Here is a 19,795-nt window from a genome sequence, read left to right as displayed (position 1 = left end):
GCCTCACGCGACCACGTCGCCGCTGCCGTCGCCGCCGCGGACGATCACCAGGAACGTGTCGGTCGCGAGGTCCATGACCACCTCGGCGGGCAGGCCCTCCATGCGTCGTGCCCGCGCGAACTCCTCCGCGGGCCAGGATCCGCGCGGTCCGCCCGCGGGAAAGCGTTCAAGCACCGTTCGCCCGTTCACCGGCAGCCTCTCGTCCAGCGTTGTACTCGTAGAGTCAAACGCCGGCGAGGGGTGATCGCCTCGCTCGGAGACCGTACTGAGACGTAGTTGAAACGCGTTCACCGTCGGGGGTGAGCCGGCTCTCCGGCATCCCGAACATCCAGTCGCTTTCCGCGCGTAGATCCCTGCGCGTCGTATGCGTCCCGTGTCGTGCGGGGGCTGCCCGGCTCATCTCGTGACGGGCACCTCCGGCAGTCGGACGCCCACCCGCTCGCGGCACGCCGCCAGGTCCGCCCGGAGTTCGGCGAGCCGCTCGGTGTGACGGGGGTCGAGCCGGCCCGTGTCGTCGAGGTGGACGGCGCAGGCGGTGGTGGTGTCGACGAGTTCCTCGAGGAGGGCGGCGAACTCGTCCGTGCCGCGGGAGTGCCGGGCGAGCGCGGGCAGCTCGGCGGAGGCCAGGGCGATGGCGCTGCGGGCCTCGGCGAGGGTGCGGTAGGCCTCGCGGCGCAGGACCCAGCGGGCGGCGCGGTCGTCGGACGTGTCGAGGACGTGGGCGAGGTAGGTGTGGGCGGCGCCGCCCGCTTCGGTGAGCCGGGCCCGGATGCCGTGGCCGCGCTGTCCCGGCATCGGGAGATGGCCGACGACGAGCACGATGGCGCAGGCGAGGAGGGTCTCGCCGATCCGCGCGACGGAGGCCTCCGGTTCGCCGCCCACCATCACCAGGGCGAGCACGAGCACGGTCACGACGGTGGTCTGTGCGGCGAAGTGCCGCGCGGCGACGGGGATGAGCGCCCCGCTGACCGCCACCAGGGCGATGAGCCCTTCCGGCCGGGGCAGCACGACGGCGAACCCGGCGAAGAGGAGCGCCCCGAGCACGGTTCCGGCGGCGCGGTTCAGCACCCGGGAGGCGAGGGGCCCGAGGTCCGGCTTGACGAGGAAGACGGCGGTGGCGGGCAGCCAGTACCAGTGCTCGTGCTGCCCGTACCAGCGGGAGTGGTACAGGGCCTGTGCGACGGCGACGCTCACGCCGAAGCAGAGGGCGACCCGCATGCCGTACTCCCGTCCCCGGGCGCCGAGGACGGTACGGGTGAGGGCGGCGCGGGACCGGCGGCGCGTGTGCAGGTCACCGCCCTCGGCCCGGTCGAAGGCCACGGCGGCGCGCAGGAGGGCGTCGTCGAGGGCGCGCAGCGCGGGGACGGACCGGGAGGGCGCGGGCAGCGCCCCGGTGGGGGCGCCGCCGCGTACGGCGACGGCTAGCCGCCGGGGTCCTTCGGACGCACGGGCCGGTACGGCCTCCCCCGCCCAGGCCAGCGCGGTCGCGGCCTCGGCCAGCGGCAGCGCGGCGGCGTACTGCGCGTGCAGTCGCCGTTCGGCCGTGGAACTGGCGTACCGCCGCAGCCGGGGCCCGGCGAGCGCGTCCTGGGCCTGGTCGAGGGCCGCGGTGAGTGCGGCCCGCCGGGCCGTGGCGGTGTCCGAGCCGGTGGCGTCGAGCAGCGCGGCGACGGCCTCGTACACACCGGCCACGGCATGCCGCTCCCCGTCGAACCGGAAGCCGAACCGGGAGTCCCCGGTCAGGGAGCCCGGCGTGGGCAGCACCAGCCGCAGCAGGAGCAGCCAGCCGGCCCCGGCGAGGTAGGCGAGCGCCCGCTGCCAGCCGCTCTCCGGCAACGGCATCCCGGCGCCGACCGCGACACCGACGAGCAACTGCGTGCCGACGGCGGAACCGACCGGCCCGAGGGCACTGATCCCGCCGGCGACCAGGCCGAGCCCGGCCATCAGCAGCGTCAGCAGGACGGCCGGGGTGTGGTCCCCCGCATACGTCCCCACAGCCAGCCCGGCCGCCCCCGCCAGCGCGGGCACCCCGATCCGTCCGACCGAGGCCCGCCGGCTCCCGGGCCGGTCGTTGACCCCGGCGAGCATGGCGCCGATGGCGGCGGCGACTCCGGCGGTGGGCTGCCCGGCGAGCACCGCGACGAGCAGCACCGGCCCGGCCGACAGCGCCCCCCGCGTGACCGCGCTCCACGGGACCGGACCGCGCTGGGCCTGCAGGGCGTGGGCGATCCACGGAGGTACGGCGGGCGCGGTGCGGGACACGGGGCTCCAGTCGTCACGTCGAGGGCGGGGGCGGGCTCGCGGGCGACGGTGACCGGGCGGGGGACGCGTTGTCCACGGTAAGCGGAGCGGGGGGAGGGAAGCGAACACGCGCGTTTCCGGGATGTGACGATGCGGACCAGGTCCGGGTTCCTCCACGGACGCGGCTCCGCCGAGTCCCGAGGACCCGGCCGAACCCGGCGGTTTCGAGCTGCTCGGCCACCTGGGCACCGGGATCGCGGCCGGCGCCGCAGTCCTCGTGGTCACGCCGGCGCCCCGTGCGGCAACCTTTCCGGCGGCTGTGACCACTGCCGGGTCAAGAGCGCGTGTCCTCCCGAACCACATAAGGATCATCCGTGGCATCCCCCTCCCATCGCCGCCGTCCCCGCCGCAAGGGGCGCGGCGCCCTGGTGCCGGCCGTCGCCGTGGCCGCCGCCGGGCTCCTCGTATCGCTGGTCGTCGTCCTCGCTCCCGACGGCGAGTCCGACACCGTGCGGGCCACGGCCACGTCCGCCACCGGCGTTGACGCCGGCGCCCGGCCGAGCGTCCCGCCCACGGCGACCGGGCGGACGCCGAAGGCGAAGCCGTCCACGGCGTCCCCGGCCCCGAAGCCCTCCGCGACGACCACGACGGCCCGGCCCTCACGCAGCGGCACCCCCACGGCCGCCCTGCGCCCGGCTTCCGGCGGGGCACCATCGGCGGGGCGGATCCGGCCCGGCACCACCTACAGCGGAGTCGCCACCCACTACGATGCCGGGGACGGTGACGGCGCCTGCCTGTACGGTCCGAGCCCCGGCCGCATGACCGCGGCGATGAACACCGCCGACTACGAGACGTCCCGGGCCTGCGGGGCGTACGTCCTGGTCCGCGCGGCCGGCGGCGCCTCCGTGACGGTCCGGATCACCAACGAGTGCCCCTCGCCCTGCGCTCCCGGGCAGCTCGACCTGAGCAGGGAGGCCTTCGCCGAGCTCGCCGGTCTCTCCGCCGGGCGGATCCCGGTCACCTGGAGCCTGCTCAGCCCCGGCACGTCCGGCACCGTCTCGATCCGCTACAAGACCGGTTCCAGCAGCCACTGGTGCGGCATCCAGGCGATCGGCCACCGCAACCCGCTGGCCCGGCTGGAGGTCGGCACCGGCTCCGGATGGCGCCCGCTGGCCCGTACCGAGTACAACTACTTCCTCTCCCCCGACGGCACCGGATGCGGCGGCGCCCTGAGACTCACCGACATCTACGGGGAGCAGCTGACCGTCGACGGCATCGCCGTGCGGCCGGACGCCGTACAGCCGACGCGTGTCCAGTTCGCCCGGCACTGACGCGGTACCGTCCACGGACGGCCGTCAGGTGACCCTGACCCAGTCCAGGGTGCGTTCCACGGCCCGTTTCCAGTCCTGGTAGCCGTCCTGGCGCCGCTCCTCGCTCCATTCCGGGTTCCAGCGCTTCGACTCCTGCCAGTGGGAGCGCAGTTCGTCGGTGTCGCGCCAGAAGCCGACCGCGAGTCCGGCGGCGTAGGCGGCGCCCAGCGCGGTGGTCTCGGCGACCACGGGGCGGCTGACCGGCACCCCCAGCACATCGGCCTGGATCTGCATGCACAGGTCGTTCGCGGTCACACCGCCGTCGACCTTGAGCACGTCCAGGTGCACGCCCGAGTCCTGTTCCATGGCCTCGACCACGTCGCGGCTCTGGTAGCAGATGGCCTCCAGCGTGGCCCGGGCGATGTGCGCGCCGGTGTTGTAGCGGGCCAGGCCCACCATGGCGCCGCGGGCGTCGGAGCGCCAGTACGGGGCGAAGAGGCCGGAGAACGCCGGCACGAAGAACATCCCGCCGTTGTCCTCCACCGAACGCGCCAGCTGCTCGCTCTCCGCGGCACTCGTGATGATCTTCAGCTGGTCGCGCAGCCACTGCACGGCGGCGCCGGTGACGGCGATGGAGCCTTCCAGCGCGTAGACCGCGGGGCTGCCCGCGAACTGGTACGCCACCGTCGTCAGCAGCCCGTGGCTGGAGCGCACCAGTTCCGTGCCGGTGTTGAGTACCAGGAAGTTGCCGGTGCCGTAGGTGTTCTTGGCCTCGCCGGGAGAGAAGCAGACCTGGCCGACGGTCGCCGCGTGCTGGTCGCCGAGTACTCCGGTGATCGGGACGGCGGCGCCCAGCGGCCGGGAGGTGCGGGCCTCGCCGTACGCCTCGGGATCGGACGAGGGGTGGATGGCCGGAAGCATCGAGCGGGGGATGCCGAAGATGTCCAGCAGTTCGTCGTCCCAGTCCAGGGTCTCCAGGTTCATCAGCATGGTCCGGCTGGCGTTGGTCACGTCGGTGGAGTGCACACCGCCGCCCGGACCGCCGGTGAGGTTCCACAGCACCCAGGCGTCCGTGTTGCCGAACAGGGCGTGGCCCGCCTCGGCGGCCTCGCGCAGCCCGTCCACGTTCTCCAGCAGCCACTTGATCTTGCCGCCGGAGAAGTAGGTGGCCGGCGGCAGTCCGGCCTTGTGGCGGATGACGTCGCCGTGGCCGTCGCGTTCGAGGGCGGCGGCGATGCTGTCGGTGCGGGTGTCCTGCCAGACGATGGCGTTGTAGTACGGACGGCCGGTGCGCGGGTCCCAGACCACGGTCGTCTCGCGCTGGTTGGTGATGCCGATGGCCCGCAGATCGGCGGCTGTCAGTCCTCCGGCACGGAGGCCGTTCTGGATCACCGTGTTGGTGCGTTCCCAGATCTCCACCGGGTCGTGTTCGACCCACCCCGACCGCGGCAGGATCTGGCTGTGCTCGAGCTGGTGCCTCGCCACCTCGTTCCCGGCGTGATCGAAGATCATGAAGCGCGTACTGGTGGTCCCCTGGTCCACCGCGCCGACGAATTCGGGCATCGTTGCCGCCTCCTGGTGTGCCTAGGGTTCTTCGGTGGCCGGGCCTTCTTCGCCCGCCCCCGCCCGGGCCTTGAGCACCGGACTGATGAGCAGGTCGTACACGGCCATCCCGAGGACTCCGCCGATGAGCGGGCCGACGATGGGAATCCACCAGTAGCCGCTGAACCATTGGAACGACCCGGGCAGGGCGATCGAGCCCCAGCCTTCGAAATAGGTGAACAACCGGGGGCCGAAGTCCCGTGCGGGATTGATTGCGTATCCGGCGTTGGTACCGAACGTCAGACCGATGACGGTGACCACCAGGCCGATGAGGAACGGGTGGAGATTCGCCATCGGAGCCGTGTTGCGCATGTCGATGAGCGCACAGATCAGAAGAAGCAGAATTCCGGTGCCCACGATCTGGTCGAGCAGGGGCCCCCACCATGAATTCCCGAAGTATTCGGCGGGGAACGTGGCGAAGATCGAGTAGGTTGCCAGTGATTCGTCCCGCGGGACGCCCGCCTCGGTTTCGGCCGCGTCGATCGCCCATCTGTAGCAGGCGTAGACGAGCGCGGCGGCCACGAAGGCGCCCACGACCTGCGCCAGCCAGTAGGGCAGGACCTTCCGCCAGGGGAAGTCCCGTCGCACGGCGAAGGCCAGGGTCACCGCGGGATTGATGTGGGCGCCGCTGATACCGCCGGCCACATACACACCGAACACCACGGCGAGGCCCCAGCCCCACGCGATGATGAGCCAGTTGTCGGCCCCGAATTCCACCGCCTGCCGGCCCGATCCAGGGAGTCCGACGACGGCCACAGCCACCGAACCGACACCCAGGAGAATCAGGACGAATGTTCCCAGGAATTCGGCGATCATCTCACCGAAGATGCCTTCTCGATAGCCACGCCTTCGGGTGATACGTTTAGCCACCGACCCTCCTCGGCTGGAATTCCGCTGCGATTTCCTCCGCTTTCCGGAAGCGTATGTCCCCCGGGGACATCACGCCTGTGGAGAGCCGGAATTCCCTCCCATGGAGCACAGAGCGGCGGTGTTCATCCACCGCCGCGCGCGTACCGGTCCGTCGCCGCCACCAGTGCGTCGTCGCCGACGGCGCCGGCGTCGTGGCCGGCCTCGTCCACGATCGTCAGCTCGCTGTCCGGCCAGGCGTGCCGGAGCCGCCAGACGATGCCGAGGAGGTTGCCGAGGTCGAGGCTGCCCTGGACCAGGGTGCCGGGGATGCCCTTCAGGAGGTGGGCGTCGCGCAGGACGACGCCCTCGTCGACGCCCTCGCCGTCGCCGAGGAAGTGGTCGTTGCCCCAGTAGTGGGTGACGGTGCGGGCGAAGCCCCTGCGGAACTCGGGGTCCTGGAAGCGCGCGACCGAGCCCGGCGGGGCGGGGACGATCGCCGTCTCCCAGTCGGTCCAGGCCCGCGCGGCCCGTTCCCGGACGTCGAGGTCGGGGGACTCGAGCAGTCTGTTGTAGGCGGCGGCTAGGTTGCCGTCGCGCTCACCGGCGGGGAGTTCGCCGACGAAGCGTTCGAAGGCCTCCGGGAAGAGCTTGCCCAGTCCCCGGGTCAGCAGGGCCACCTCGGGGGCGGATCCGGTGGTCACGCCGGTGAGCGCCAGCTCGGACACCACACCGGGGTGCGTCTGCGCGTACCGCAGTCCCAGCGCCGAGCCCCAGGACACGCCCCACACCAGCCACCGCTCGATGCCCAGGTGGGCGCGCAGGCGCTCCAGGTCTGCCATGAGGTGGGCGGTCGTGTTGACGCTCATGTCGGTGGTGTGGTCGGCGGCGCTCGGTGTCGACCGTCCGGCGCCGCGCTGGTCGAGGAGCACGATGCGGTAGGCGTCGGGGGCGAAGTAGCGGCGGAGGCCGGGGCTCGCGCGGCTTCCCGGGCCGCCGTGCAGCACCAGCGCGGGCTTGCCGTGCGGGTTCCCGCAGGTCTCCCAGTACACGCGGTTGCCGTCGCCGACGTCGAGCATGCCCTGGTCGTACGGTTCGATGTCCGGATAGCGGCCCATCGGGGCACCGTAGCGCGCGCTGCGCGGGGGCTCCTCTCATTTTCGCGTGGGCGCTCCCGCCGCTTCGGCCGCCGTGCGCAGCACCTCCCGGAGCATGGCGGGGGTGAGCCGGCCGGTGAAGGTGTTGCGCTGACTGACGTGGAAGCAGCCGAAGAGCCGCAGGTCGTCGCCGTCCGGGGCGGGGAGCGTGACGTGGGCGCCGTGGGCGAAGACCGGGCGGGGGCGGGGGACGGTCCAGCCCGCCCCGGCGAACGCGGGCAGGGCGGCCCGCCATCCGAAGGCGCCGAGGACGAGCGCGGCCCGCACCGTCGGCCGCAGGAGGCGCAGTTCCCGCACGAGCCAGGGCCGGCAGGTGTCCCGTTCGCCGGGGGTCGGTCTGTTGGCGGGCGGGGCGCAGTGCACGGGAGAGGTGACGCGTACGCCGTACAGCTCCAGGCCGTCCCCGGTGTGCGTGGACGTCGGCTGCGAGGCGAGCCCGACGTCGTACAGCGCCTGGTACAGCACGTCCCCGGACCGGTCTCCGGTGAACATCCGTCCGGTGCGGTTGCCGCCGTGCGCGGCGGGCGCCAGCCCGACGATCAGCAGCCGGGCGTCCGGCGGCCCGAATCCCGGCACCGGCCGGCCCCAGTACGTCCGGTCGGCGAACGCGGCGCGTTTCGTACGGGCGACCTCCTCACGCCAGTCCACCAGCCGCGGACAGGCGCGACAGCCGGTGATGCGCCGGTCGAGGCCGGGAAGGCCGGAAGGGTCGCGGACACCAAAGGAGGCGGGGAGATCGGGGAGGCCTTGGAAGTCGGGGAGGCCACTGGGGCGGTCCATCCCTCCACGGTAGGGCGCACCGGCCGGCGCCGGCGGCTCCCCCGTCCGCTCGGCCTGCCCACCGGCGGCGCGGCGGCCGAAATCCCTTCTCACCGGGCCGCCCCGGAGGATTAGAGTCGGACCATGGCTTCCGAGGATGCTCAGTACGGCGGGACGCGCGGCGACGGGGACACGGTGAAGGCGGCGGCCTCCGCGGCCCCCGGGCCCGACACCGCGGCCGCCGTGGCGGCTGCCGAGGCCGCCGGACCGCAGAGCGGCGAGACCGTCCGGACCGACAGCTGGATCTGGTCCGTGCGTCTGGTCAAGACCCGGTCCCTCGGTGCCAACGCCTGCCGCGGCGGCCATGTACGGGTGAACGGTGAGCGGGTGAAGCCCGCGCACTCCCTGCGCGTCGGTGACGAGGTGCGCCTGCGGCACGACGGGCGGGAACGGGTCGTCGTCGTCAAGCGCCTGATCCGCAAGCGGGTGGGCGCCCCGGTCGCGGTCCAGTGCTATGTCGACACCTCCCCTCCGCCCCCGCCCCGTGACGCCGTCGCCCCGGCCGGTGTCCGGGACCGCGGCGCGGGCCGCCCGACGAAGCGCGACCGCCGGGAACTGGAACGCCTGCGCGGCCTGGGCGGCGGCCCGGGTGGCCCCGACGTCCCCGGGGCCCTGGAAGGCTCCGCCGGACCGGCCGGACCCGAGGGCCGCGGCAGGCCCGAGGGCGCCGGCGGTTTCGCGGATCGGGGAAGGTCCGCCGGTCGCAAGAACCGTGGCAGACGTTCCGGAGGGACCGCGCGGCCGTGAGCGCACGGCGGCAGCGGTCCGGGACGGAAGCCACCGCGTTGCGCTCAGCCTTCGGCCGCCACCGCCCTCACCCACATCCCGTCCTCCGTCAGATACCGGTCCACGCGCAGGCCCTCCTCCCCCAGCGCCTCCTCGAACCGCGTCCTCGACAGCGTCCTCGACCGGAACGTCTGCGTCCACACCGCGTCCGGGAACACGTACTCGGCGTGCACCGTGTCGACCCCGTCGCCGAGCGGCTCGACCGACACGATGCGTACGGTGAAGCCCGCCGGGTCCACCCGCTCGCGCGGCACGTTCGTGTGGTGGTCCTCGCCCTCCCGCTGGACGAGTACGCACCCTCCCTCCGCCAGATGCCGCGCACAGGTGCGCAGCAGTCCCCGCCGCACCTCCGCGTCGCCCGCGTGCACCAGGAACGAGGCGAGCAGCACCACGTCGAACGTCTCGTCCAGCCGCAGTTCCTCTATGGGGCCGCACAGGGTCCGTGCCCCGCGGACGCGCTCCAGCATCTCGGCGGACTCGTCCACGGCCGTGACCGTGAATCCGCGTTCCAGCAGTGCGTGGGTCATCCTCCCCACGCCGCTGCCCAGCTCCAGGACCCGCGCGCCCGCCGGTACCGCGGCGGCGATGATGTCCGGCTCGTCCCCGACGGGCAGCCGTGAGTACAGTTCCACCGCGCAGCCGTCCGGGGTGATCGCCCCGGGGCCCGTCCCCTCGTACCCTTCACGCCTTCTCCGCTTCATGTCCGTCCAACGGACCGGATCCGCACGCCCGTTCCCCCGCGCTCCCGGTTCACCCGTCCGAGTGACGGCAGGCCTCCGGCCGGCGACAGCGGCCGTTCCGCCGACCGGACGTGCCGTGGGCCGGCCGGACGTACCGTGGAAGGAGGAATGGTGGTGACGGCATGCGGACGGGCAGTGAGCCGAGGACCGCGCGCAGTGCGCTGCGCATGCGGCTCTGGCTGAGCGTGTGGGGCGAGGTCTGGACCGTCCTCGGGACGGTGGCGTTCGCGGTCGCCGGGCATCCCGGCTGGGCCCTGGTGTGCGCACTGCTGTGGCTGCTCGTCACCGTCGACCTGATCGTGGTCGTCCGGCATATGCGCCAGGGACCCCGCTACCAGCCGGGCCGTGATGTGCCGCCGTACGATCCGCCCTGGGGCACGAGGTGACCCGCGTGCTCTCCCTTCCGGGGCGTCGTCCCCCAGCCCTCGCCGTCAGTCCTTGTCGTCAGTTCTCGTCGCCCTGGCCGTCGTCGAAGCGCGCGGCCTTCAGGTACTCCGGGTTCGGGTCCAGGGCGGCGGCCAGCCGGAAGTGGCGCCTGGCCGGGTCGGGCCTCCGCTGCCGCTGGTAGGTGCGGGCGAGCGCGAAGTGCGCGAAGGCGTTGTCCGGCTCGCGCTCCAGGACGAGGGAGAACTCCAGCTCCGCCGGACGCAGCTGGGCCGCCGCGAAGAACGCCCGCGCGCGCAGCAGCCGCGCCGCCGTGTTCTCCGGATACGCGTCGATGACCCCGTCCAGCAGCTTCACCGCACCTCGCGGGTCCCGTGAGGCAAGCAGCTGCTCGGCGGCACGGAAGTCGATGACATGTGTCTCCGGCGTACGTCCGGTCGAACCACTGTTCTGGGGCACAGCCGCATCCTTTCCTTGCCGAACGGGTTCAACGCCCCGGCCGAAGACCTCTATTCCTGCGCGGGCCGCCGGTCCGCGGCCCGGCGCACGAGCTCGGCCCATACGTCCTCGACCCTCCGCTCCAGCTCGTCCAGGGGTACGTCGTTGTCGATGACGATGTCCGCGATCTCCCGGCGCTGCTCGCGCGTCGCCTGGGCGGCCATGCGGGCGCGGGCGTCCTGCTCGCTCATGCCGCGTCGGCCGACGAGCCGGTCGAGCTGGGTCCCGGGGCTCGCGTCGACCACGATCACGAGGTCGTAGCGGGGCGCGAGGCCGTTCTCCGTGAGGAGGGGGACGTCGTGGACGACGACGGCGTCCTCGGCGGCGGCTTCCTCCAGCTCCCGGGAGCGGGCACCCACCAGGGGGTGGACGATCGAGTTGAGGAGGGCGAGCTTCTCCGCGTCGGTGAAGACGATCGCGCCGAGCCGCGGCCGGTCCAGACTGCCGTCCCCGGTGAGGATCTCCTCGCCGAAGGCCGCCACGACCGCCGTGAGACCGGGGGTCCCCGGTGCGACGACCTCGCGCGCGATGCGGTCCGCGTCGATCAGTACGGCGCCGCGCTCGACGAGCAGCCGCGACACCTCGCTCTTGCCGGCGCCGATCCCACCGGTCAGTCCCACGGTCAGCATGCCCGAAAGCCTAGGGCCTGCCGCCGGCGGCAGGCCGGGCGGGACCCGGCCGTCTCAGACGTCGCCTTCGCGCTCCGCCAGGAACCGCTCGAACTCGAGCCCGATCTCGTCCGCCGACGGGATCTCCACCGGCTCGGCGAGCATGTTGCCCCGGGTTTCGGCCCCCGCGGCGGCGTCGTACTGGTGCTCGAGGCCCTGGATGAGGGCCGTGAGTTCCTCGTCGCCCTCCTGCACCTGGCGGTCGATCTCGGTCTGGGTGCGGTGCGCGTCGGTGCGCAGGGCGTGCGCCACAGCGGGCAGGACCAGGCCGGTCGCGGCCGTGATGGTCTCCAGGACGGTCAGCGCCGCGTCCGGGTACGGGGAGCGGGCGATGTAGTGCGGCACGTGCGCGGCGACGCCGAGCACGTCCTGTCCGGCCTGCATGAGCCGGTACTCGACGAGGGCCTCGACGCTGCCGGGAACCTGCGCCTCGTCGAAGGGGCTGCTGTGGCCGGGGACGAGGTCGGTGCGGTTGCCGTGCGGGGTGATGCCCACGGGGCGGGTGTGCGGGACGCCCATGGGAATGCCGTGGAAGTTCACCGACAGGCGGACGCCGAGCCGTTCCACGATCTGCCGCACCGCGGCGGCGAACCTCTCCCACTCGACGTCCGGTTCCGGACCGGACAGCAGCAGGAACGGCGCTCCGGTGGCGTCCTGGACCAGCCGCACCTCGAGTGCGGGCACCTCGTAGTCGGTCCAGCGGTCGCGGGTGAACGTCAGCAGGGGGCGACGGGCCCGGTAGTCGACGAGCCGGTCGTGGTCGAACCGGGCGACGACCTGGTGGGGCAGCGAGTCGAGCAGCCGCTCGACGATCTGGTCGCCGGTCTCGCCCGCGTCGATGTATCCGTCGAAGTGGTAGAGCATGACAAGACCGGCCGATTCCTGGGCGAGCGCCGTGTCGACGACGGCCAGCCCATTCGGCTCCCACGCGTACAAACCCTGCGGATCAAGCACAGTGACCGCTCCTCCTCGTGTCCGTCATCCACAACGGCCTCACGGCCGTCGGCATTCCCCGAGAAGGAGAACCATGATCGTGGAGGCGGGGACAACACCCCGAGGGCCGCGGGGAACCGCGCGACAAGCCCTCACCGGTCCGCAGGCACCCCACCACCCCGAAGCGCTCCACACCCCCAGGGCACAGCACCGAGGGCCCGCACCTCGAAAGGTGCGGGCCCTCGGTCAACGGCTGAACCTCAGCGGTCGGCGATCAGCTCTGGCCGCCGGCCAGCTTCTCGCGCAGCGCGGCCAGCGCCTCGTCCGAGGCCAGGGCACCGGAGTTGTCGCCGCCCTCGGAGGAGTACGAACCGCCGCCACCGCCACCGCCACCGGACGCGGCCGGAGCCGCACCCGCGGTGTCGACACCCTCGGCGGCGGCCTTCTCGTCCGCCTCGCGGGACTTGATGACCTGCGCCTGGTGCTGCTCGAAGCGGTTCTGCGCCTCGGCGTACTGGGTCTCCCACGCCTCCCGCTGGGTCTCGTAGCCCTCGAGCCAGTCGTTGGTCTCGGGGTCGAAGCCCTCGGGGTAGATGTAGTTGCCCTGGTCGTCGTAGGACGCGGCCATGCCGTACAGGGTCGGGTCGAACTCGACCGCCGACGGGTCGGCGCCGAAGGCCTCGTTGGCCTGCTTCAGCGAGAGGCTGATGCGACGGCGCTCGAGGTCGATGTCGATGACCTTGACGAAGATCTCGTCGTTGACCTGGACGACCTGCTCCGGGATCTCCACGTGGCGCTCGGCCAGCTCGGAGATGTGGACCAGACCCTCGATGCCCTCGTCCACGCGGACGAACGCACCGAACGGAACCAGCTTCGTGACCTTGCCGGGCACGACCTGGCCGATCTGGTGGGTGCGGGCGAACTGCTGCCACGGGTCTTCCTGGGTCGCCTTCAGCGACAGGGAGACGCGCTCGCGGTCCATGTCGACGTCGAGGACCTCGACGGTGACTTCCTGACCGACCTCGACGACCTCGGAGGGGTGGTCGATGTGCTTCCAGGACAGCTCGGACACGTGCACCAGGCCATCGACGCCACCCAGGTCCACGAAGGCACCGAAGTTGACGATCGAGGAGACGACGCCGGAACGCACCTGACCCTTCTGGAGGGTGGTGAGGAACGTCTGGCGGACCTCGGACTGGGTCTGCTCCAGCCAGGCACGGCGGGACAGGACCACGTTGTTGCGGTTCTTGTCCAGCTCGATGATCTTCGCCTCGAGCTCCTTGCCCACGTAGGGCTGGAGGTCGCGGACGCGGCGCATCTCGACCAGGGAGGCCGGGAGGAAGCCGCGGAGGCCGATGTCGAGGATGAGACCACCCTTGACGACCTCGATGACGGTACCGGTGACGATGCCGTCCTCTTCCTTGATCTTCTCGATGGTGCCCCAGGCGCGCTCGTACTGGGCGCGCTTCTTCGAGAGGATCAGGCGGCCTTCCTTGTCCTCCTTCTGGAGAACAAGGGCTTCGATCTCGTCACCGACGGCGACGACCTCGTTGGGGTCGACGTCGTGCTTGATCGAGAGCTCGCGGCTCGGGATGACACCTTCGGTCTTGTAACCGATGTCGAGCAGGACCTCGTCCCGGTCGACCTTCACGATGACGCCGTCGACGATGTCGCCGTCGTTGAAGTACTTGATCGTCTCGTCGATCGCGGCGAGGAAGGCTTCCTCGTTACCGATGTCGTTGACCGCAACCTGCGGGGTGGTGGCGGTGGTCTCGGTGCTGCTCGTCATGTGGGAAAGGGCTCCGGTACGGACAGTGAGTCGTAGGTACTGCTACGCCCGAGCCCGTTTCGCTCTGCAGAAGCCGGACAGCCTAGGAAGCGCCGTTACCAGACACCGGGTATCCGGTGACGCCTCGACAACCGAGGGGACATACAACAGACGCGAGCACAACCTGCTATGTCTGAGGTGCGCAGGCTCGCAGCGCAACTTGTAGCATACGGGGGCCGCCGGGCAGGGTCAATGAGCGAAGCCCCCCACCCGGGGCGGATCGCCGCAAAACCGGCACAATTCCCCCGTTCGGGGGTGGTGCCGCATGTCAGATACCACCTCGAGGCCACACGGAACCCGCCCCGCGGACACCACGCGGACACCACACGGCAGGACACCGCGCGCCCCGGTGGCGACAGCCGGGCGACTGGACGGAAGAGTACGACGATGGAGCCGATCATCCAAGAGCCCGAAGGTCCCGAAGCACCCGAACCGGAGGCGACCCGGCGGGACGCCGGCGTCACCGAGAGCGCCCGCGCCAACCGCGGCTGGTGGGACCGCAACGCGGACGAGTACCAGGTCGAGCACGGCACGTTCCTCGGCGACGACCGCTTCGTGTGGTGCCCCGAGGGACTCGACGAGGTGGAGGCCGAGCTGCTCGGCCCGCCGGAGGAGCTGAAGGACCGCGCCGTCCTGGAGCTCGGTGCCGGCGCGGCCCAGTGTTCGCGCTGGCTGGCCGCGCAGGGCGCGCGCCCGGTGGCCCTGGACATCTCGCACCGGCAGCTGCAGCACGCGCTGCGCATCGGGGGCCCGTTCCCGCTGGTGTGCGCGGACGCGGGCGCCCTGCCGTTCGCGGACGGCTCCTTCGACCTGGCCTGCTCGGCGTACGGGGCGCTGCCCTTCGTCGCCGACCCGCGGCTGGTGCTGCGCGAGGTGCACCGGGTGCTGCGGCCCGGCGGCCGGTTCGTCTTCTCCGTCACGCATCCCATCCGCTGGGCGTTCCCGGACGAGCCCGGCCCGGAGGGGCTGAGCGTCTCCGGGTCGTACTTCGACCGCACGCCCTACGTGGAGCAGGACGAGGAGGGCCGCGCGGTGTACGTCGAGCACCACAGGACGCTGGGCGACCGGGTCCGCGACGTCGCCGTCTCGGGCTTCCGTCTGGTGGATCTGGTGGAGCCTCCGTGGCCGGAGTGGAACAGCTCCGAGTGGGGCGGCTGGTCCCCCCTGCGCGGCCGGCTGATCCCGGGGACGGCGATCTTCGTGTGCGTACGGGACTGAGTGCGTGATCCGTCATGACGCGCTCGACGCCCTCCCGGTGCGCGAGGCGGTTCCCCCACTGACCGACGCCCTTCGGGAACGCGGCACCGCCGTCCTGGTCGCACCGCCCGGCACCGGCAAGACGACCCTGGTGCCGCTGGTGCTGGCGGGACTGGCCGGTGACGGTCCCGCGCGGCGGGTCCTGGTCGCCGAACCGCGGCGGATCGCGGCGCGCGCGGCGGCCCGGCGGATGGCCTGGCTGCTGGGCGAGGAGCCCGGCGAGTCGGTGGGCTTCACGGTGCGCGGGGAACGGGTGACCGGGCGGCACACGCGTGTGGAGGTCGTCACGACCGGTGTGCTGCTGCAGCGGCTGCAACGCGACCAGGAGCTGACCGGCGTGGACGTCGTGGTCCTCGACGAGTGCCACGAGCGGCATCTGGACGCGGACACGGCGGCGGCGTTCCTGTGGGACGTGCGCGAGACGCTGCGTCCGGAACTGCGGCTGGTGGCCGCGTCGGCGACGACCGACGCGGCGGGCTGGGCACGGCTGCTGGGCGACGCGCCCGTCGTCGAGGCGCGCGGCACGGCACATCCGGTGGAGGTGGTGTGGGCGCCTCCCGGCCGGCCGCCGCGGCCGCCGCACGGCATGCGGGTCGACCCGGCGCTGCTGACGCACGTGGCGTCGGTGGTGCGGCGGTCGCTGGCCGAACGGGACGGGGACGTCCTGGTGTTCCTTCCGGGCGTGGGCGAGATCGCCCGGGTCGCCGCGCAGCTGGGGCCGCTCCCGGACGTCGAGGTGCTCCAGGTGCACGGGCGGGCGCCGGCCGCCGTGCAGGACGCGGTGCTGGTGCCCGGACGGCGGCGCCGGGTGGTGCTGGCGACGTCGGTGGCGGAGTCGTCGCTGACGGTGCCGGGGGTCCGGGTGGTCGTCGACGCGGGCCTCGCGCGTGAGCCCCGCGTCGACCACGCGCGCGGGCTGAGCGCGCTGACGACGGTACGGGCCTCGCAGGCGGCGGGCCGGCAGCGGGCGGGGCGGGCCGGGCGTGAGGCGCCGGGCGCGGTGTACCGGTGCTGGGCACCGGCGGAGGACGCCCGGCTGCCGCGGTTCCCCTCCCCCGAGATCAAGGTGGCCGACCTGACGGCGTTCGCACTCCAGGCGGCCTGCTGGGGCGATCCCGACGCCTCCGGGCTCGCTCTGCTCGATCCTCCCCCGGCCGGGGCGATGGCGGCGGCGGGGGCCGTCCTGACCGCGATCGGGGCCGTCGACGCCGACGGGCGGGCCACGGGGCGGGGCACCCGGCTCGCCCGGCTGGGCCTGCACCCCCGGCTCGGGCGGGCCCTGCTGGACGCGGCACCGGCCGTGGGTCCGGCGCTCGCCGCCGAGGTGGTCGCGCTGATCGGCGAGGAGGCGCCGCGGAGCTACGGGGACGATCTCGCCGGCGCGCTGCGCGCCGCGCGGCGCGGGGACGACGCCTACGCACAGCGGTGGCGGACCGAGGTGCGCCGACTGCGCGCGCTCGCACCGGACGCCTCCGCGCGGACCTCCGCACCAGCGTCGGCAGAGCGCTCCTCACGGGGCTTCTCGCCGTCGGGCGCCGGCCTGCCGCGCCTGGACGGGGAGGACGCGCGGGTCGGGCTGGTGGCCGCGCTCGCGTTCCCCGAGCGGATCGCCCGCGCGGACGGCGGTTCGTACCTGATGGTGTCCGGGACGCGGGCCGAGGCCGGAGCGGGCAGCGGGCTGCGCGGCGCGCCCTGGATCGCGGTCGCCGCGGCCGACCGGCCCGTGGGGCGGGGCCACGCGCGCGTGCAGCTCGGCGCGGTCGTCGACGAGGACACCGCGCGGTGGGCGGCCGGCACCCTGCTGGAGACGCGCGAGGAGGTGCGCTGGGCCGACGGGGACGTCCTCGCCCGGCGGGTCGAGCGGCTGGGCGCCGTCGAGCTGGCCGTACGGCCCCGTACCGACCCGGAGCCGGCGCTCGTACGGGCCGCGTTGCTGGACGGGCTGCGGCGGGAGGGGTTCGGGCTGCTGCGGTGGCCGGCCGGGGCGGCCGTGCTGCGGCAGCGGCTGGCGTTCGTGCACCGGCAGGCCGGCGAGCCCTGGCCCGACGTGTCCGACGAGGCGCTCCACGCGCGCGTGGAGGAGTGGCTGGAGCCGGAGCTGAGCCGCGCCCGGCGCCGGGCCGACCTGGCCCGGATCGACGCCGGGCAGGCCCTCGGCCGGTTGCTGCCGTGGGCGTCCGGGGAGGCCGCCCGCCTGGACGGTCTCGCCCCCGAGCGGATCACCGTGCCCAGCGGGTCCGCGATCCGGATCGACTACTCCGACCCCGGGCAGCCGGTCCTCGCCGTGAAGCTCCAGGAGATGTTCGGACTCCAGGAGTCGCCGCGGGCGGCCGGGGTGCCCCTGCTGGTGCATCTGCTGTCCCCGGCCGGGCGGCCCGCCGCCGTCACCGCCGACCTCGCCTCCTTCTGGAAGGACGGCTACAAGGGTGTACGGGCCGAGCTGCGCGGCCGGTATCCCCGGCATCCGTGGCCCGAGGACCCCGCCGCCGCCGAGCCGACCCGGCACACCAACGCGCGGCTCGGGCGGTGACCTCCTGCTCCACGGCCGGACCGAGGGGCCGTCAGGTGGCGCCCGGGTCGGCACAGTGGTGACGGCGGGTGGGACGGGAACACGTCGCACGTACGCGGAAGGGCGCCCCCTCCGGCGGTGACGGAGGGGACGCCCTGTGTGCGTGCGGGTGCCCGCGCGGGCGCGGCTACGCGCCGGTGGTGGGGCCGGGGGACGCCGACGGGTCGGGGGACGCCGACGGGTCGGGGGACGCGGTCCCGTCCGCGGCCACGGTGAGTTCGGCCGTGAGGGTGACGCCGCCCGCCAGGGTGATGCGGAGCAGGAAGGTGCCGGTGGTGTCGTCCGCGTACAGCCGGGGCAGCTTCAACCGGCCGTCCGCGTCCGTCTTCAGGCCGCCGAGGGTGCGTACGGCCTTGTCGTCGGCGTCCTTGAAGTAGGGGCCCTTGTCGGTGGCGGTCGGGTCGTCGGCCGATGTGATCAGGGTGGCGGTGGCCGCGACCTTGCCGGCGGCATCGCCGTCGCGGGTGGCCCGTACCTCGAGGCGGTGGGCGAACTCACCGCCCGGCGTGCAGGTCAGCGCCTCGTCATCGGTGCGTACGACGGTGTCGGCGACGCGCTCGGTGACGGTGGCCCGGTAGTCGAGGCCCGGCACCACGCGGCCGACGACGGTGGCGCGGACAGTGACGTCGCCGGTCTTCTCGCCCGCCCGGAGTGCAGGCGCGACGGCGATCCCGGAGCTGTCGGTGAGGACGGTGGCCACGCTCTCGCCGCCGGTGAAGGTGGTGTCGGTGTCGCCGACGACGGTGAAGCGGATCCGCACCTTCGCGACGGTCCTGCCCTCGTCCGTCTCCGCGCGGGTGCTGATCCGCTCGGCGAACGTCTCGCCCGCCGTCGCGGTGAGCCTGCCGGTGCCGGCGTTCTCCAGGTGGTCCACCGTGTCGGTGGGCGTGGGGGGCGGCGTGGTGGGCGGCGGCGTTGTCGTCGGTGGCGGCGTTGTCGTCGGTGGCGGGGTCGTGGCCGGTGGCGGGGTCGTGGCCGGCGGGGTGCTCGGTGTGCCCGGCGGCCTGGTGCTGCCGCTGCCGCCGCCCTGCTTGCCGGGTCCGGTGCCGGGCTTCGTCGACGGCGTGTCCGGCTCGGACGGACCGGCGCCCGGCCTCGACGGGGTGGGGCTCGTGGTGTGGGCGTCGCTGCGGTTGTCGGGCAGGGTGCCGGTGCCGTCCGGGACCTCGTGCGTGCCCTTGCGGTAGTACTCCAGCCACGACAGGACGGTGTTCAGGTACTCCGTCGAGTTGTTGTAGCTGAGGATCGCCCTGCCGAGGTCCGCCCGGTCGGACAGGTCCCAGTCGAAGCGGCACAGGTAGTGGCCGGCCGCCAGCGCGGCGTCGTAGATGTTGTTGGGGTCCTCGCGGCCGTCGTCGTTGCCGTCACGGCCGGCCCACGCCCAGGTGGACGGGATGAACTGCATGGGGCCGACGGCGTTGTCGTAGGCGCTGTTGCCGTCGTACTCGCCGTTGTCGGTGTCCTTGATGAGCGCGAAGCCGTTGCCGTCGAGCTGCGGGCCGATGATCGGGGAGGTCGTCGTGCCCTCGGCGTCGACGCGTCCGCCGCGGGCCTGGCCGGACTCCACCTTGCCGATGGCGGCGAGCAGTTGCCAGGGCAGGTTGCAGGCGGGCTTGGACTCGCGCAGCGCGGCCTCGGCCTTCTTGTAGGCATCGAGGACGGTCGCGGGTATGCCCGCTTCGGAAGCGCCCGAGGCGATGGGGTCGGAGCTCGCGGACGGCGCGGGGTTGGGGCTGTTGAGCGGCGGCAGGTCCGTGTAGTACGGCGAGTTGCCGGTCGCGCCGGGGTCGCCGGCGCTCTCCTCGGGCGCCGATGCGGCATCGGACGAGGTCCGGCCGCCCGGGCCGTCGACCGTCGCACCCGGAGCCTGGGACGCGGACAGAGCCGCAACCGCGGCCGCCGCCACGGCGGTGGTCGCCGCTCCCTTGCGCAGCCTCCTGCCGAAATGCGCCGCCATAGAGTGAATCCCTCCCCGTGGACGCCGGAGCATCCGTCGACGTCTGTCACGCTCGCCTGTGGTGCCGATCGGCCGCGACCGTCGGTGGTGACGACCGGTGCGATGATCCGGTGCACCGATCCGTTCCGGCGGTGCGGCCCGCCCCACCGGTTGCACCGGACACGGCAACTCCCGCGACCCTACGGCAACATCCTTTGCCC

At 73.2% G+C, this 19,795-nt stretch carries 17 protein-coding genes; 5 read left to right on the top strand and 12 right to left on the bottom strand.

Annotation, left to right across the window (positions count from 1 at the left end; translation table 11 throughout):
• Window positions 1-3: 3 nt before the first annotated feature.
• Together TU30_RS36440 and TU30_RS07425 are read right to left on the bottom strand one after the other, a co-directional pair.
• Complete coding sequence (locus TU30_RS36440) at window positions 4-189, bottom strand: hypothetical protein (protein WP_042166138.1); 186 nt, start codon at window positions 187-189, stop codon at window positions 4-6.
• A gap of 207 nt (window positions 190-396) precedes the next feature.
• Entirely contained in the window at window positions 397-2,262 is a 1,866-nt protein-coding gene (locus TU30_RS07425; RefSeq protein WP_042166137.1) for an FUSC family protein, read from the bottom strand.
• Between the two features lie 353 nt (window positions 2,263-2,615).
• On the opposite strand from TU30_RS07425, the gene TU30_RS07420 reads away from it, so the two are divergent.
• The gene (locus TU30_RS07420) at window positions 2,616-3,572 is read left to right on the top strand and encodes an expansin EXLX1 family cellulose-binding protein (RefSeq protein ID WP_042166134.1); all 957 of its coding nucleotides are present in this window, start codon (window positions 2,616-2,618) and stop codon (window positions 3,570-3,572) included.
• A 24-nt stretch (window positions 3,573-3,596) separates the two neighbouring features.
• Here TU30_RS07420 and glpK read toward each other — a convergent pair whose 3' ends face one another.
• The 4 genes from glpK to TU30_RS07400 all read right to left on the bottom strand — a co-directional run bounded on the left by glpK (window position 3,597) and on the right by TU30_RS07400 (window position 7,936).
• The gene (glpK, locus tag TU30_RS07415) at window positions 3,597-5,114 is read right to left on the bottom strand and encodes a glycerol kinase GlpK (protein WP_042166131.1); all 1,518 of its coding nucleotides are present in this window, start codon (window positions 5,112-5,114) and stop codon (window positions 3,597-3,599) included.
• Between the two features lie 21 nt (window positions 5,115-5,135).
• Complete coding sequence (locus TU30_RS07410) at window positions 5,136-5,969, bottom strand: MIP/aquaporin family protein (RefSeq protein ID WP_176726224.1); 834 nt, start codon at window positions 5,967-5,969, stop codon at window positions 5,136-5,138.
• A 176-nt stretch (window positions 5,970-6,145) separates the two neighbouring features.
• Window positions 6,146-7,117 carry a prolyl aminopeptidase gene (pip, locus tag TU30_RS07405; RefSeq protein ID WP_042166127.1) on the bottom strand — a complete coding sequence of 324 codons (972 nt, stop codon included), beginning with the start codon at window positions 7,115-7,117 and terminating at the stop codon, window positions 6,146-6,148.
• 36 nt (window positions 7,118-7,153) lie between these two features.
• A complete protein-coding gene (locus TU30_RS07400; protein WP_078878159.1) occupies window positions 7,154-7,936 on the bottom strand; it encodes a uracil-DNA glycosylase in 783 nt (260 codons plus the stop codon).
• A gap of 123 nt (window positions 7,937-8,059) precedes the next feature.
• Between TU30_RS07400 and TU30_RS07395 the strand changes: the two genes are divergently transcribed.
• A complete protein-coding gene (locus tag TU30_RS07395) occupies window positions 8,060-8,722 on the top strand; it encodes an RNA-binding S4 domain-containing protein (protein WP_042166124.1) in 663 nt (220 codons plus the stop codon).
• 44 nt (window positions 8,723-8,766) lie between these two features.
• Here TU30_RS07395 and TU30_RS07390 read toward each other — a convergent pair whose 3' ends face one another.
• Window positions 8,767-9,462, bottom strand: coding sequence for a bifunctional 2-polyprenyl-6-hydroxyphenol methylase/3-demethylubiquinol 3-O-methyltransferase UbiG (locus tag TU30_RS07390; RefSeq protein ID WP_042166122.1), 696 nt, complete (start codon window positions 9,460-9,462; stop codon window positions 8,767-8,769).
• A gap of 161 nt (window positions 9,463-9,623) precedes the next feature.
• On the opposite strand from TU30_RS07390, the gene TU30_RS07385 reads away from it, so the two are divergent.
• The gene (locus TU30_RS07385) at window positions 9,624-9,887 is read left to right on the top strand and encodes a DUF6343 family protein (protein WP_042166121.1); all 264 of its coding nucleotides are present in this window, start codon (window positions 9,624-9,626) and stop codon (window positions 9,885-9,887) included.
• A 58-nt stretch (window positions 9,888-9,945) separates the two neighbouring features.
• Here the strand turns inward: TU30_RS07385 and TU30_RS07380 are convergent, their stop codons facing one another.
• From TU30_RS07380 to rpsA, 4 genes are all read right to left on the bottom strand, one after another.
• Window positions 9,946-10,344 carry a M48 family metallopeptidase gene (locus TU30_RS07380; protein ID WP_042166119.1) on the bottom strand — a complete coding sequence of 133 codons (399 nt, stop codon included), beginning with the start codon at window positions 10,342-10,344 and terminating at the stop codon, window positions 9,946-9,948.
• Window positions 10,345-10,394: 50 nt separating this feature from the next.
• Complete coding sequence (coaE, locus tag TU30_RS07375) at window positions 10,395-11,012, bottom strand: dephospho-CoA kinase (RefSeq protein ID WP_042166117.1); 618 nt, start codon at window positions 11,010-11,012, stop codon at window positions 10,395-10,397.
• A 54-nt stretch (window positions 11,013-11,066) separates the two neighbouring features.
• Window positions 11,067-12,005, bottom strand: coding sequence for a PAC2 family protein (locus TU30_RS07370; RefSeq protein WP_042166114.1), 939 nt, complete (start codon window positions 12,003-12,005; stop codon window positions 11,067-11,069).
• 253 nt (window positions 12,006-12,258) lie between these two features.
• Entirely contained in the window at window positions 12,259-13,773 is a 1,515-nt protein-coding gene (gene rpsA / locus TU30_RS07365; RefSeq protein ID WP_042166112.1) for a 30S ribosomal protein S1, read from the bottom strand.
• A 426-nt stretch (window positions 13,774-14,199) separates the two neighbouring features.
• Here rpsA and TU30_RS07360 point away from each other — a divergent pair, with 426 nt between their 5' ends.
• Window positions 14,200-15,030 carry a class I SAM-dependent methyltransferase gene (locus TU30_RS07360; RefSeq protein WP_176726222.1) on the top strand — a complete coding sequence of 277 codons (831 nt, stop codon included), beginning with the start codon at window positions 14,200-14,202 and terminating at the stop codon, window positions 15,028-15,030.
• Between the two features lie 4 nt (window positions 15,031-15,034).
• On the top strand, window positions 15,035-17,599 hold the full coding sequence (hrpB, locus tag TU30_RS07355; protein ID WP_042166110.1) for an ATP-dependent helicase HrpB: 2,565 nt from the start codon (window positions 15,035-15,037) through the stop codon (window positions 17,597-17,599).
• Window positions 17,600-17,765: 166 nt separating this feature from the next.
• Here the strand turns inward: hrpB and TU30_RS07350 are convergent, their stop codons facing one another.
• Window positions 17,766-19,595, bottom strand: coding sequence for a lytic transglycosylase domain-containing protein (locus TU30_RS07350; protein ID WP_042166107.1), 1,830 nt, complete (start codon window positions 19,593-19,595; stop codon window positions 17,766-17,768).
• Window positions 19,596-19,795 lie beyond the last annotated feature (200 nt).

Source organism: Streptomyces sp. NBRC 110035, assembly GCF_000829695.1.
Taxonomy (GTDB): Bacteria; Actinomycetota; Actinomycetes; order Streptomycetales; family Streptomycetaceae; genus Streptomyces.
Note: the sequence above shows the minus strand (reverse complement) of the source record. Positions and strands in the feature narration are given on the sequence as shown.